The organism is Micromonospora pisi, assembly GCF_003633685.1.
GTDB classification, from domain to species: Bacteria; Actinomycetota; Actinomycetes; order Mycobacteriales; family Micromonosporaceae; genus Micromonospora_G; species Micromonospora_G pisi.
In genome coordinates, this window is record NZ_RBKT01000001.1 from 7370557 (window position 1) to 7385956 (window position 15400).

Below are 15400 nucleotides of genomic sequence, written 5' to 3' on the forward strand. Positions count from 1 at the left end.
CCGTCAGGCCAGGAGGCCGCGCCAACGGTCGGCCGACTCCAACATGTCCAGGCTGACCCGCTCCAGGAACGTCCCTGCCCTGGCCAGCCGCTGCCCCACGGGGCTGTCGGTCCCGGACGTCTCCGCCGCGGCCATCGCGGCCTGCGCCGATTCGAGCGTATGACGCGTGCCGATCACGACGGAGTGGTACCAGGCCTCGTCGTCGACCACGTAGACGTCGCGACGCCGCTGCGGATCGCGCTCGCGCCGGACATAGCCGTGCTGGACGAGGTAGTTCACGGCCACGGAGACGGAGGCGGGGCTGACCTTCAGCCTGCGGGTCAGCTCGGCCGCGGTGCGCCGGCCGTCCTCGGAGAGCAGCAGGTCGACGTGCACGCGCGCGGTCATCCTCGGCAGCCCCGTCCGGACCGCCAACTCGATGATCTCCTCTCCCGTCGTGCCAGCCGGCGGTCCGGCCGCGCGCGGGGGTGCCGGTGTGCCCCGCCGCGCCCGCTGGGCCGTCGCCTGGTGCGCCTGCTGGGGCCGGTAGCCGCCGGGGCCGCCGTTGCGTCCGACCTCCCGGCTGATCGTCGAGGTCGGCCGGTCGAGCCGCCGCGCGATCTCGGCGTAGGAGAGCCCGGCGGCGAGTCCGGCCGCGATGTGTTGGCGGTCCTGCTGGGTCAACCGTCCTCCTGGCATGTTGCCAGTATTGCCTTCGCTGTCATTCATTGCAACGTGGCATTGCATTTGAGTCCAGCGTCATTGCATCAATTTATCGCTGCTGACCTGCCGAAACCGCTTTCGACCGATTGACAGCCATTCTGATTGCAACGTAGCTTTCGAGCATTGGCAAACACGTACTATCGCGAGTGAGGAATGGTCATGGGTGAATCCCCGCATGCCGTCACGACGATGCCGACGGCGCGTCAGCTCGGCTGCCCCTTCGACCCACCAGCAGAGCTGATCGAAGCCCGCCAGCACAGCCCGATCAGCCGCTACACCTTCCCCGGCGGGAAACCCGGCTGGCTGGTTACCGGATACGACCTGGTCAGGTCGGTCCTGGCCGACCCGCGGTTCAGCTCACGCAAGGAGTTCATGCTCCATCCGACCATCGACTACGGCGACATCGAGATTCCCCCGGCGCCGCCCGGCGAGTTCCTCCTCATGGACGAGCCCCAGCACAGCCGCTATCGAAAACCCCTGATGGGCAAGTTCACCGTACGGCGGATGCGACTGCTCACCGAGCGCGTCGAGCAGATCACCGCCGACCACCTGGACGCCATGGAGAAGACCGGGCCGCCGACGGACCTGGTGACCGCGTTCGCCAGGCCCATCCCCGCCATCATGATCTGTGAGCTGCTGGGGGTGCCGTACCGGGACCGGGGGTCCTTCCAGGAGCAGGTCGACTCGTTCATGAACGGGGAGACAAGCGACGAGGACCTGATAGCGGCCTATACCGCTACCCAGAACTACCTCGCGGAGCTGGTGGCCGCCAAGCGCGCGAACCCGACCGACGACGTGCTCAGCGAGCTCACCGACAGCGATCTGACCGATGAGGAGCTGCAGGGGATCGCCCTGATCCTGCTGGCGGCCGGGCTCGACACCACCGCGAACATGCTCGCCCTCGGCACCTTCGCGCTGCTGCGTAACCCGGAGCAGCTGGCCGCGCTGCGCGCCGATCCCGCGCTCGCCGACCGGGCCGTGGAGGAACTGCTGCGGTACCTCAGTGTCGCCAAGACGTTCATGCGGACGGCGCTGGAGGATGTCGAGGTGGGTGGCGAGACCGTCAAGGCCGGCTCGCGGGTGATCCTGTCGTACAACACCGCCAACCGTGACCCCGAGCGCTTCGCCGACCCCCACGTACTCGACCTGCGCAGGCAGGACGGCGGGCACCTGGCCTTCGGTCACGGCATCCACCAGTGCCTGGGGCAGCAGCTGGCCCGCGTCGAGATGCGGGTCGCGTTCCCCGCGCTGGTCAACCGCTTCCCCACGCTGCGCCTGGCCGTACCGCCCGAAGGGGTCGCCCTGCGCCCGGAGACCGCGGACATCTACGGGGTGAAGAGCCTCCCGGTCACCTGGGATGCGTGACCGATGAGGATCACTGTGGACGCCGAGCGCTGCGTCGGTTCCGGAATGTGCGTGTTGACGGTCGGCGAGGTGTTCGACCAGCGTGAGGACGACGGCAGGGCGGTCGTACTGCGACCCGAGCCGCCCGCTGAAACGTGGGAGTTGGTTCGCGAGGCCGTCGACCTGTGCCCTGCGGCGGCGATCGTCCTGTCGACCGACCGCCGACCCTAGGGTGAGTCGGGCAAGTTTCGCCGTACCCCTGTCTCCCAGGAGCGCAGGGGTACGGGCCCGCGTGACTCGGCCCCTTCTACTGTGCCAACTTCGGTCGGTACGAGGCGATGATCACGCCGCTTTTCATGACCTTGGTGTCGACCAGCTCGAACGACGCCCTGACGTCCTTGAGTGGCGTGCTGACGCTGTCGCCGCCCTCGATGACCGGGTGGATCCAGAACCGGACCTCGTCGAACAGGCCCGCCTGGAGCAGTTGGGCGGTGACCGACCCGTAGCCGTACTGGAGGATGTTCCTGCCCTCCTGGGCCTTGAGCCTGGTGACCTCCTCGATCAGGTTCCCCTGCAGCACCTCGGTGTTCTTCCAGGTGGGGTCGGTCAGGGTCGTCGAGGCGACGTACTTCTTGACGTTGTTGAAATAGGCCGCGCCGGTGCTCGGGTCGCTCTCGTCCTGGTTCGGCCACGCGGCGGACATGCCGTCATAGGTGGCCCGGCCCATCAGCAGCGCGTCGGCCCCGTCCGTCTGCGAGCCGGCGAAGGCACCTGCCTCGTCGTCGAAGTACGGCATGGTCCAGACGGGGTTCTCGATGACGCCGTCGAGGGTGATGTAGGTCGAGTTGATGAGCTTTCGCACTGGAATCTCCTGGCTGTCCGTGGCGCTCCGTGTTGACACCCAGAACCTTGCCGTAACCCGCTTACGATTCGCTTCAGGTGCACTTACGCTGCCGGTTCGCGGTGGTGATTCGGGGCGGCCACCACCCGAAACCTGGTGCGGCGAGGGCTGATCGGCCGGCCCGGTGACTCTCCGAAGTGGACCTTGCTAAGATCCACGCATTCCCATACCCTGGCTCGCGGAAGACAGCTATTGAATGCGCGCCAATGGCTTCCGCCGGTCTTGGGGGCACAATTTGCCGTACAATTTCTTCCCTGCTGGTCTCGGCATAACGCCCTGGGTGGAATGCGTGCCGTCGGTAACCATTGACCCGCTTTTTGTCTGCCCGTGACGATCGCTGATCAGGGCGTCGGCCGTACGCGCGACGGAATGCGGCACTTCCGGTTCCTGGTGGTCGGCAACGCCGTCTCGGCGTACGGCAGCTACCTGGACATGGTGGCGCTCAACCTGTTCGCGTACGCGCTCACCGGCAGCGCGTTGCAAACCGGGCTGATCATGGCGCTGCGCCTCGCCACGGGCTTCCTCACCGGATTCGGCGCCGGCACGCTCGTCTCCCGGTTCGACCGCAAACGGATCATGGTGACCTCCGATGTCACCCAGGCGCTCGCGCTCATCGTCCTGGTGCTCGCGCCGACGGTGACCCAGGCATGGCTGCTGTACCTCGTCGCCGTCGTCACCGGTGCCGGCGCCACCCTCACCAACGTCGCCCTGCGCAGCAGCATCCCCGAGATCGTCGGCCAGGACCAGCGGGTACGGGCGAACGCGCTGCTCGCCACCGGTCGCTCGATCGCGATGGTCGCCGGCTTCGCCTCGGCCGGCGTGCTCATCTCCACACTCGGCTATTCGGGCGCCTTCCTCATCGACGCCGGGGCGTTCCTCTTCTCGGCCGCGAACCTGGCCCGGCTGCCGATCACCACGCGCGGCGGTGGGGCGGAGCCCGGACCGGGTCGTGCGTCGCAGCCGTCGGGAGTGCTCGCGGCACAGCTCACCGCCCTGCGCTACCTGCGCCTCACGCCGATCCTGCTCGCCCTGATCAGCCTGCGCGCCATCGACGCGTTCGGGTCGGCCTCGCACAACGTCGGCCTGCCGGTGCTCTCCACCGCGCTCGACCCGGAGCACCCGGCCACGTTCGTGTCCCAGTTCTGGGCCACCTGGGCGATCGGCAACATCGTCGCCCAGCGAGCCGTCGCGCGTTGGGCGACCCGTACCGGGCGGACCATCGGCGAGCGCGCGTTCGCGGTCGGTGCCGCGCTCATGTCGGTCGCGTTCATCCTCACCTTCACCGCACCGCCGTTGCCGCTGGCCATCGTGGTCGCGGCCATGGCCGGCGTCGCGGACGGCTTCACCGAGATCGCGTACACCACGCGGTTGCAGTCCGCCCCCGACGAGCAGCGCGGACACGTCTTCGGTTTCTCCGCCATGGCGGAGAACCTCGGCTTCGGCGTCGGCATGGTGGCCTGCTCGTTCCTGCTGGAGCGGTTCACCCCGCTGACCGTGGTCAGCACGTTCCACGGACTCGCGGTGCTGCTGGCCCTGGCGATGGTGGTCGCACTCTCGCTCCGGCGGCGGTCGACGAAATGAGGGACACGATGCACGGCACCCCTGGCGACCGGAACCCCGAGGACCGGCGGATCGCGATCGTCGGCATGGCCTTCCGGCTCCCCGGCGCGGACACGCCGGATGCGTACTGGCACAACATCCGCAGCGGTGTGACCAGCGTACGGAGGTTCGGTCAGGAGGAGCTGGCCGCCGCCGGGGTGCCCGCCGAGGTGCGCGAGTCACCCGATTTCGTGGCGGTCAGCGGGGTGCTCGACGACATCGACTCCTTCGACGCCGAGTTCTTCGGGATGAGTCCGCAGGAGGCGCGCACCGTCGACCCGCAGCACCGGCTGTTCCTGGAGACCTGCTACCACGCGCTGGAGAACGGCGGCTACGCGGCAACACCGCCCGACGTACGGGTGGGGATCTTCGCGGGGGTCGGCTACCACCTGTACCCGCTCAACACGTACCTGCGCAACAACCTGCCCGAGGCGCGTTGGGAGGGCGACTTCGCCTCCGCGTTCCAGGTGGCGGTGGGGAACTTCAACGACTTCGCGGCCACCCGGGTCGCGTACCGTCTCGGGCTCACCGGCCCGGCGATCACCGTGCAGACCGGTTGTTCGACCTCACTGGTCGCGGTGCACCTGGCCGGGCAGGCGCTGCTCGCGGGCGACGCCGACCTGGCCCTGGCGGGCGCGTCGGCGGTGCACACCCCGCAGATCCTGGGTTACCGCCACGTCAAGGGCACGATCCTGTCCCGCTCCGGCCGCTGCCGTGCGTTCGACGCGTCGTCCGACGGCACGGTCGGTGGCAACGGGGTCGCGGCGGTGCTGCTGAAACGGTACGACCGCGCGGTCGCCGACGGCGACACCATCCACGCAGTGATCCTGGGCGTCGGCGTCAACAACGACGGCGCCTCGAAGCGGAGCTATCTCGCGCCGAGCGCGACCGGGCAGCGCGGGGCCATCCTGCGCGCGCTCGACGTGGCCGGGGTCTCGCCCGAGACCATCGGTTACCTGGAAACCCACGGCACCGGCACCTACAAGGGCGACCCGATCGAGTTCGACGGCATGACCTCGGCGTACCGGGCACGCACCACCCGGACCGGATACTGCGCCATCGGGTCGGCCAAGCCCGCCCTCGGCCACCTCGACGCCTGCGCCGGCATGGCCGGCCTCATCAAGACGGTACTGGCGCTGAAACACGGGGAGGTCCCGCCACTGGTCGGCTTCGAGCGGCCCAACCCGGCGTTGGACCTGGCCGCCAGTCCGTTCTTCATCCCCACCGAGGCGCAACCCTGGCCCGACCTGCCCGGCCCGCGCCGGGCCGGGGTGACCTCACTCGCGGTCGGCGGCACGAACGTGCACGTGATCCTCGAAGCGCCACCGCCGGTCCCGGCCGCCCGGCGGCGACCCGAGGCCGCCGAGCCCGTGACGCTGCCGCTCTCCGCCCACCACCCGGAGAGCCTGCGTACGCTCGCCGGCAGATTCCGCGACCACCTGCGTGCCGACCCCGGACCCGACCTGGCCGACCTGGTCACCACCGCCGCGATCGGTCGACCGCCGTCGCGGCACCGGCTCGTCGTCACGGGCGCCACGCCAGCGGCGCTAGCGGACGCGTTGGACGAATACCTCGCCGGACCGGGACAGCAGCGCGCGTACCGGGTGGCGACCGCGGCACCGGTTCCGGACGGGGGAGTCGCACCGGCCTTCGTGTACGGCGGACAGGGCACCCCGTACGGCGGTATGGCCGCGCCGCTCTACCGGCGGTACCCGGAGTTCCGTGCCGTGCTCGACCGGTGCGAGGCGTACCAGCATCGGACCGGCGGACCCTCGCTGCTCACGCCGCTGCTCAGCGACGCCGGGGGCGACCGGGGCACGAATCCCGTCGCCGATCCGCCCGTCGCCGGGGCGGCGGTCTGGGAGACCGATGTGGCGCAGCCGGCGCTGTTCGCGTTCCAGACCGCGCTGACCCGGCTGTGGCGGTCGTTCGGTGTCACGCCACACGTCGTCGCCGGGCACAGCGTCGGCGAGTACGCGGCCCTGGCCGCAGCCGGCGCACTGTCGATCGAGGACGGGCTGCGGCTCACCGGAGTACGTGGCCGGCTGATGCGTGAGTACGCCGAACCAGGTGCCATGGTCGCGGTCCTCGCCGCCCGGCCGGCGGTCGACGAACTGCTCGCCACCGACCGGCGTCTCGACCTCGCCGCGATCAACGCGCCGGAGAACCACGTTCTCGCCGGGCCGGTCGACGCGGTCGACTCGGCCTGCCGACGGTTGGACGAGCGCGGGCTGCGCTGGCGCCGGCTCGCGGTGAACCGCGCGTTCCACTCGGCACTGCTCGATCCGGTCCTCGCCCCGCTGCGCGAGGTGTGCGGCGGGATCTCGCTCGCACCCCTGGACACGCCGGTGGTCAGCAGCGTGGACGGGACCGTGCTGCCGGTCGGGCACCGGCTGGACCCGGCGTACCTGGTCCGGCAGACCCGCGAGCCGGTCCGGTTCGACCTGGTCACGGCCGCGCTCGCGATGGCTGGCGACGCATCGGCCGCCGTCCCGGTGCTGGAGTTGAGCCCGCATCCGAGCCTGGTCGGGCTGCTCCGGTCGGCGCTGCCCGGATCGCCGGTGTTCGCCGCCCAGGATCGCGGTGCTGGGCTCGACCAGCACTTCGAGGCGGTCGCCCGGCTGCACGTGCACGGTGTCGCCGTGGACTGGGCCGCCGTACTCGGCCCCGGTGCCGGTCGCCGGGTGCCGCTGCCCGCCTATCCGTTCCAACGACGGGTCCACTGGACCGGACCGCCGCTGACCCGAACCGACCCTGGAGGCGTGATGGTTGACGTTGACACCGGCCGCGACACCGGCACCGCCGCGACCGGCGAGCCCGCCGTGCCGGAACTGGAGCCGGTGGTCGCACGGGTACGTGAGATCAGCGCCCGGCACCTCGGCTGCGCCCCGGACGACATCGACACCGAGCGCCCGTTCTTCCAGTTGGGTGCCGACTCGCTGACGATGATCAACGCCCTGCGGGAGTTCGAGGGCGAGTTCGGCGTACGGATCGCCATGCGCGAACTGTTCGAGCAGGCGGACACCCCGCGCAGGCTCTCGCACCTGATCCTGTCCCGGCGTGCGCCCGCCGCCCCGGTGGCCGTACCCGTCGCCCCGGTGGCCGAGCCGCCCGTGGTCGAGGCGCCGGCCACCGTGGTCGTACCCGAACTGCCGGAACCGACCGCGGCGCCGAGGCCCCCGGCGGTGCCCGAGCCGCACGGGCCGAGGGTGACCGTCGCCCACGGCTCCGGTCAGGCCGGCTCGGTCTCCACCGGCAGTCAGCGGGACCACGTCGACGACCTGCGACGCCGGTACGTGGCGAAGACCCGGCGCTCGAAGGAGATCGCCCAGCACTACCGGGGTGTGCTGGCGGACAGCCGAGCCGTGGTCGGATTCCGCACCGCGACCAAGGAGATGCTGTACCCGATCGCCGCGGAGCGCGCCAAGGGCGCGTGGTTGGAGGACGTGGACGGCAACCGGTACCTCGACATCACCATGGGCTTCGGCGTGCTGCTCTTCGGCCACGAGCCGGACGACGTCAGCGAGGCGGTACGCGAGCACCTGTCCCGGGGTGTCCAGCTCGGCCCGCGCAGCGTCGACACCGGCGAGGCGGCCGCTCTGCTCAGCGAGCTGACCGGGATGCAACGGGTGGCGTTCGCGAACTCGGGCACGGAGGCGAACTCCGCCGCGATCCGGCTGGCCCGGGCCGCCACCGGGCGCGACAAGATCGTCATGTTCCACGGCTCCTACCACGGGCACGCCGACAACGTGCTCGGCCGCTCGCTCGGCACCGGCGCGGACCGGGCCACCGTCCCGGTCTCCACCGGCATCCCGGCCAGCGCCGTCGCGGACCTGGTCGTCCTCGACTACGGGGCGCCGGAGAGCCTGGACGCGATCGAGGCGCTCGGCGAGCGGCTGGCGGCCGTCATCGTCGAGCCGGTGCAGAGCCGCCACCCCACCCTCCAACCGGCCCAGTTCCTGCACCGGCTGCGCGAGATCACCCGGCGGTACGGCATCGTGCTGATGTTCGACGAGATGCTGACCGGGTTCCGGCCGCACCCGCGCGGCGCCCAGGGCCTGTTCGGTGTGACGCCCGACCTCGCCACGTACGGCAAGCTGCTCGGCGGCGGCTTCCCGATCGGGGCGATCGCCGGCCGCGCCGACATCATGGACGGCGTCGACGGCGGCTTCTGGCGGTACGGCGACGACAGCCGGCCGGAGCGCGAGACGACCTTCTTCGGCGGCACCTACATCCAGCACCCGGTGTCGATGGTGGCCGCCCGTGCCGTGCTGACCCGGTTGAAGGAGCAGAGCCCGCAGCTGCAGCAGGCGCTGAACAGCCGGACCGACCGGCTGGTCGGCACCTTGAACGCGTTCTTCGAGGAGGAGGAGTACCCGGTCCGCCTCGGCCACTTCGGCTCGCAGCTCCGCTTCGAGCACCGGGCCGACCTCGAACTGCTCTACCACCACCTGCTGCTCAAGGGCGTGTACGTGTGGGAGTGGCGCAACTTCTTCCTCTCCACCGAACACACCGACGACGACGTCGACACGCTCGTCGACGCGGTCCAGCGTTCACTGCGGGAGATGCGCGGCGCCGGTTTCCTCGCCCGGCCACATCTCACCGCCGTACCCGCCACCGCCTCGCTCCCCACCGCCCCCGCCGTGTCGTCGCCCACCGCTGTCGCGCTGCCCGAGGTGTTAGGAAGGGCCCCTTCCTCTACCGAATCCGATAACAAGGGGCCCTTCCTTCCCCGGGTGGCTCCGGATTTCAGTGTGTACTTCTTCGGGGACTATCCGGGGGGTGCGGAGGGCGTCGACCCGTACGAGTCGATCGTCGACACGGCCCGGTACGCGGACGAGCACGGATTCCACGCGCTCTGGATACCCGAGCGACACTTCCACTCCTTCGGCGGAGTGTTCCCCAATCCGGTGGTGCTCGCCGCCGCGCTGGCCCGCGAGACGAGTCGGATCCGGCTGCACGCCGGTTCGGTGGTCCTGCCGCTGCACGACCCGATCCGGGTTGCCGAAGAGTGGTCCATGGTGGACCGGCTCTCCGGTGGGCGGGTCGGCATCGGCTGCGCGCCGGGCTGGCACGCGGGCGACTTCGTCCTCGCCCCGGAGAACTTCGGCCCGCACCGCGAGGTGATGTACAGCCATCTCGACCAGGTACGGCGCCTCTGGCGGGGGGAGCCGGTGCGACGCCGTTCCGGCACCGGCGACACCATCGAGGTACGCACCCTGCCCCGCCCCGTACAGGCGGCGCCACCGATGTTCGTGGCGGTCGTCGGCAACCCGGAGTCGTACCAGCGTGCGGCCGAGCACGACCTCGGCGTGGTCACGAACCTGATGAGCCAGTCGGTGGAGCAGTTGGCCGACAACATCGTGCGGTACCGCAAGGCCCGGGCCGCGCACGGACTCGACCCCCAGGCCGGGCGGGTGGTCGTACTCGTGCACACCTACCTCGGCGAGGACGCGCGGCGGGCCCGGTCCGAGGCGTTCGCGCCGCTGCGGACGTACATGCGCTCCTCGCTGTCGCTGTTCGGGCAGATGACGAACAGCCTCGGCTTCCAGGTCGACCTGGACGGCGCCCGCGAGGAGGACCTGGACTATGTGTTCGAGCGCGCCTATGACCGGTACTGCGAGTCCCGTGCGCTGATCGGCTCGCCGGAGGAGAGCGCCAGGCTGATCGACGCGCTCGCGGCGGCGGGGGTCGACGAGGTGGCCGCGTTGGTCGACTTCGGGGTACGCCCCGAGCAGTTGCGGGCCGGCCTGTCTCAGCTCGACCGCCTGCGCGCCCGCTACCACGAAGCCGCCCCGGTGCCGGCCGCGCCGGTCGTGGCGGCGGCGCCGCCGGATCGGTCCGGGCCGCTGTCGCACGGGCAGGCGCGGATGTGGTTCCTCGAACGGCTGCACCCGGGCCAGGGCGCCTACAACGAACCGACCGCCGTACGCCTCGACGGGCGGCTGGACCTGCGGGCGCTGCGTACCGCGCTCGAACTGCTGGTGGCGCGCCACGCCGCGCTGCGTACGGTGTTCCGCGAGCAGGACGGCGAGCCGGTGCAGATCGTACTGGGGCGGGGCACGGTGGACTTCGCGGTCGAGGAGCACACCGGCCGGGACGAGGACGAGGTCGTACGGGCGGCGCTGGCCGCCGAGACCCGGCGCCCGTTCGACCTGGCCACCGGCCCGTTGTTTGTCAGCCGACTGCTCCGCTGGTCGGACGAGCGGCACGTGCTGGTGCTCTCGTTCCACCACATCGTGGTCGACGCCACCTCCGCGACCGTGCTGGCCCGGGACCTGTCGGCGCTGTACCGGGCGGAGCTGACCGGGCAACCGGCCGATCTGCCCGACGTGTCCCGGGACTGCCTGGACCTGGCCCGGGAAGAGGCGGGCCGTGGCAGCGGCGAGCAGACCGGCGCCGACGCGAACGGCAGGCGCGACCGTGTCGCTGCCAACGGCAGGCGTGACCACGGTGCCGGCCTGGACTACTGGTGCGCGCGGCTGGCCGGCGACCTGCCGGTGCTGGACCTGCCGACCGATCGTCCACGCCCGACCACGCAGACCGGCAACGGCGCGTCGGTGTGGCGCCGGCTCGATTCGGAGCTTTCCGAGCGGCTGCGCCGCCTCGGTGGCGTGCACCGGGCCACGCTGTTCATGACCATGCTGGCCGGGTACGCCGCGACGCTGCGCCGGTTCACCCGTACCGACGACCTGATCGTGGGCACGCCGGTGTCGAACCGGCCGGCCGGTGCCGAGCGGGTGGTCGGGTTCTTCCTCAACACGGTCGCGCTGCGGTTGGACCTGTCCGGCGATCCGACCTTCGCGGAGCTGCTCGGCCGGGTACGTGACACCGCGCTGGACGCGTACGACCACGCGGACGTCCCGCTCGACGCGGTGGTGCGCGCGGTCCGGCCGGTACGGGACACCAGCCGGAACCCGATCTTCCAGACGATGATCGAGTTCGAGAACGACGACGCGTTCCCGTTCGACCTGCCCGGGGTGGACGCCCGCACGCTCGACCACCGGGCCGAGCGCGCCCTGGCCGACCTCAGTTTCTACGTGACCAACCACCGGGACGGGATCAACTGCCGGCTGGAGTACAACACCGACCTGTTCGACGGCGGCAGCATCGAGCGGCTGCTGTCGTACCTGGTGGCGATCCTGGAGGCGGCCGCCCACGATCCCGGTACGCCGATCTCGGCGCTGGTCGGGATTCTTCCCGCCGACCGGGACACGCTGGCCCGTTGGGGCACCGGCCGGCGCCGTGAACCGCCGCAGGGCTGCCTCCACGACGCGGTACGGCGCTGGGCGGTCGAGACGCCCCAGAGTGTGGCGGTGATCGGCGGCGGCAGCGTGTTGACCTACCGGCAGCTCGACGAGCGGGCCCGGGTGCTCGCGGACCGGTTGGCCCGGCTCGGCGTCGGCGCGGGCGAGATCGTGGCGCTGTGGCTGCCCCGGTCACCGGAGTTCGTCGTCGCCACGCTGGCGGTGCTGCGTACCGGTGCGGCGTACCTGCCGCTGGATCCGCTGCTCAATGGCCGACAGGTGCGCTTCATGATCTCCGACAGTGGTGCCCGCGTGGTGCTGACCACCGAGGGCAACGAGCCGGCGGACCTGCCCGACGGGGTCCGCCCACTCCACGTTGACGTGGAGGTTGACGAGGCAACGGTGCGGGGCAGCCTGCCCCGGGTGGCGGACGACCCGGATGCGCCCTGTTACGTCATCTACACCTCCGGCTCGACCGGCACACCGAAGGGCGCGGTGATCACCCATCGGAGCGTGCTGAACCTGTCCCGGTGGTACCACGACAAGCTGGAGCTGACCAGTGCGGACCGCAGCGCCGCCGTCTGCGGGCAGAGCTTCGACGCCTCCATGCTGGAGATCTGGCCGACCTTCATGGCCGGTGGCAGCCTCGCCATCGCCGACGACGCGGTGCGCCTGGACTCGATGGCGCTCGCCCGCTGGATGCGTACCGCCGGGGTGACCGTGGCGATGTTGCCCACGCCGATCGGCGAAGGGCTGCTCTCGCTGCCCGTCGCGGCCCAGCCACGCCTGCGCCACCTGGCCGTCGGTGGCCAGCAGCTCCGGGTACGACCACGGCCCGACCTGCCGTACGTCGTGCACAACGTGTACGGGCCGACCGAGACGACGGTCGTGGTGGTGGTGGACGTGGTGGCTGACGCGTCGAGTGCGCCGGACGGTCCGATCCCGATCGGCCGGCCGTTGGACAACATCCACGTCGAGGTACGCGACCAGCACGGCAACCTGGCACCGCTGGGCGCGGTGGGGGAGCTGTTCATCGGTGGCGCCGGGGTGGGGCGCGGATACCTGCACCGCCCCGAGCTGACCGCGGACCGGTTCGTGGACGACCCGAGCGGCGGGCCCGGCGCCCGCTTCTACCGCAGCGGTGACCTGGTCCGGTGGACCCCCGACGGGGTGCTGGTCTTCCTCGGCCGCGCCGACGACCAGGTGAAGATCCGGGGTAACCGGGTCGAACCGGGGGAGTCGTCGGCGGTGCTGCGCGGGCTGGACCTGGTCGCCGACGGGATCGTGGTGGCCCGTCGGGACCACAACGGGGACGCGTACCTCGCCGGGTACGTGGTGCCCGCGTCGGGCGTACCGCACCAGGGGATCGCCGAGCGGCTGGTGGCGGCGATGTCCGACAAGCTTCCCGACGTGCTGGTTCCCCGGGTCTGGGCGCTCCTGCCGGTGCTGCCGCAGACCGGTAACAACAAGTTCGACCAGGCCAACCTGCCGGAGCCGACGATCCGGACCGCCGCGCCCGGCCCTGTCCTGTCCGGCCCTGTCCCGCCCGGCCCTGTCCTGTCCGGTCGCGTGCCCCCGCCTCCGATCCCGGCCCCGCCGCCGGCTTCGGTACCGGTGCCACGGGTCGACGACCTCGAGCGGACGGTACGCGCGCTCTGGGCCGCCGAACTCGACCAGGAACCGGAGACGATCGAGGAAACCTCCTCCTTCTTCGCCCTGGGCGGTCACTCGATCAACGCTCTGCGCCTGCTCAACCGGGTGCACGAGGCCACCGGCGTCGAGTACCCGGCGCTGGACTTCTTCCGCGCCCCGACCGTCGGCGCCATGGTCGAACGGCTGTGTGAGCACGCCACGCCGGCCGCGAACAGCCACCCCGGGCGGGTACGGGGCACGCTGTGACCTTCGAGGAGGTGCTGGAGTACGCCGCCGTCCACGACGTACGGCTCACCGGTGTCGACGGCACACTGCGGTACGACGCCCCGGCCGACGCGGTGACCCCGGAGCTGGTGGCGGCGCTGCGTTCGTACAAGGGTCAGCTGTTGCGGTGGCTGGCCGCCCCGGCCGACGAGCGTGAGGTGACGCGGGCACCGCTCTCGGCCCAACAGAACCGGATGATGGAGAACGTCGAGCGGACCGGGAACTCAAGCGGCTGGAACGTCGGACTGCGACTGGAGCTGGTCGGCGAGTTGGATGTCGCCGCGTTGGACGCCGCCGTCGACGGGCTGCTCGCCCGGCACCACGCGTTGCGGGCCCGGCTGGCGCCCGACGGCGACGTCCGGACCCAGCGGATCCTCGCCCACCAACGGGTTCCGCTGCCCGTCGTCGACCTCACCACACTCGCCCCCGACCAGGCGCGCCAACGGGCCGAGCAGGCGTGCCGGGCGGTGGTGGAGCCGGCGTTCGGACTGGCGGACGAGGCGCCGGTGCGGTACGCGTTGATCCGTCTCGACCCGGGCGAGTCCTGGCTGGTCCTGGTCGTGCACCACATCGCCTGCGACGGCTGGGCCATCTCGGTGCTGCTGCGCGACCTGGCCGCCGGCTACCGCAGCGCGTACGCCGGGGGTACGGCCGACTTCGGTCCGCCCGCCGCCCAGTGCACCGGGTACGCCCGCTGGCAGCGGGAGCAGTGGGACGAGTCGACCCGACGTCGGCGGCTCGCCCACTGGGCGGAACACCTCGGCGAGGGACCCCTCACGCTGGACCTGGCGTTCGACGGTCCCGCCCCGGACCGGCCCACCGGGCGCGCCGCCACGCATCGGTTCGAGATCCCCGACGAGGTGCGGCTCGCGGCCGGGGCTCTCGCCCAGGCGCGGGGCGCCACCGTCGGCGCGGTGACGGCCGCCGCGATGGCGCTCCTGCTCGCCCGGCTCAGTGGGCAGCCCGACGTCACGCTCTCGGTGCCGCACGCGAACCGCTCACCCCGGCCGTACGAGGAGGCGGTGACCGTGATGACGACGGCGCTTCCGCTTCGGGTCCGTACGACCGCTGCCCCGACCTTCGCCGAACTTGTCGACCAGACCGCGGCCAGCCTCTTCGCCGGCATCGACAACCTGTTGCCCACCGCCTGGATCTACGGGCAGTTCCTCGGGCCGGGGGGCGGCGGGATGCCGTCCGGCGTGATGGTGAGCTTCGCGTTCCAGAACACCCTGGACATGCGGCTGGAGCTGCCAGGTCTGGCCGTTCGGGTGCACGACGTGCCGACCGACGCCGAGCGGGGCGCGCTGATGTTCGGTCTGGTGCCCGGTCCGGACCGGCTCGACGGCTACCTGGAGTACCCGTTGGACCGGCTCACCGGCGAGACCGCGCGCCGCTGGACGGCCCGGTACGTCGACCTGCTCGCCGATGTCTGCCAGCACCCCGACCGCCCGCTCGGCGACGCCTGACGTCGATGCGGGGCGAGTGGACGCAGGGGGCGCCGCGACCTTTTGTCGCGGGGCGCAGGGAGTGCCGCGACCTTTTGTCGCCACGGATAAAAGTGCGGCCCTTCCTGTCGAAAGTTGTAGACATGTCGATGCTAAGCCCGTTAGGGTCGGGCAACATCAAATTGTTTCGTCGAGGTAACCGGCGGCGCGGTTAGCTCACCGACCGAGGGCCACGGCTCGGCCGG

General features: G+C 71.2%; 7 protein-coding genes. 5 read left to right on the plus strand and 2 right to left on the minus strand.

What is annotated here, in order from left to right; all coding sequences use genetic code 11:
* Positions 1–3 precede the first annotated feature (3 nt).
* The gene (locus BDK92_RS31610; protein ID WP_425462278.1) at positions 4–663 is read right to left on the minus strand and encodes a GbsR/MarR family transcriptional regulator; all 660 of its coding nucleotides are present in this window, start codon (positions 661–663) and stop codon (positions 4–6) included.
* A gap of 198 nt (positions 664–861) precedes the next feature.
* Between BDK92_RS31610 and BDK92_RS31615 the strand changes: the two genes are divergently transcribed.
* Positions 862–2067 (plus strand): cytochrome P450, encoded by a 1206-nt coding sequence (locus tag BDK92_RS31615; RefSeq protein ID WP_121162753.1) that lies wholly within the window; start codon positions 862–864, stop codon positions 2065–2067.
* 3 nt (positions 2068–2070) lie between these two features.
* Complete coding sequence (locus BDK92_RS31620; RefSeq protein WP_121160032.1) at positions 2071–2277, plus strand: ferredoxin; 207 nt, start codon at positions 2071–2073, stop codon at positions 2275–2277.
* Between the two features lie 76 nt (positions 2278–2353).
* Here the strand turns inward: BDK92_RS31620 and BDK92_RS31625 are convergent, their stop codons facing one another.
* Positions 2354–2908, minus strand: coding sequence for a dihydrofolate reductase family protein (locus BDK92_RS31625; RefSeq protein ID WP_121160033.1), 555 nt, complete (start codon positions 2906–2908; stop codon positions 2354–2356).
* 366 nt (positions 2909–3274) lie between these two features.
* On the opposite strand from BDK92_RS31625, the gene BDK92_RS31630 reads away from it, so the two are divergent.
* From BDK92_RS31630 to BDK92_RS31640, 3 genes are read left to right on the plus strand one after another with little or no spacing between them, the layout of a single operon-like run.
* Positions 3275–4528: an MFS transporter gene (locus BDK92_RS31630; RefSeq protein ID WP_211349437.1), complete on the plus strand. Its 1254-nt coding sequence runs from the start codon at positions 3275–3277 to the stop codon at positions 4526–4528.
* Between the two features lie 8 nt (positions 4529–4536).
* Positions 4537–13692, plus strand: coding sequence for a non-ribosomal peptide synthetase/type I polyketide synthase (locus BDK92_RS31635; protein ID WP_170208758.1), 9156 nt, complete (start codon positions 4537–4539; stop codon positions 13690–13692).
* The gene (locus BDK92_RS31640) at positions 13689–15176 is read left to right on the plus strand and encodes a condensation domain-containing protein (RefSeq protein ID WP_121160035.1); all 1488 of its coding nucleotides are present in this window, start codon (positions 13689–13691) and stop codon (positions 15174–15176) included. Before BDK92_RS31635 ends, BDK92_RS31640 begins: the two co-directional genes overlap by 4 nt.
* Positions 15177–15400: the final 224 nt, after the last annotated feature.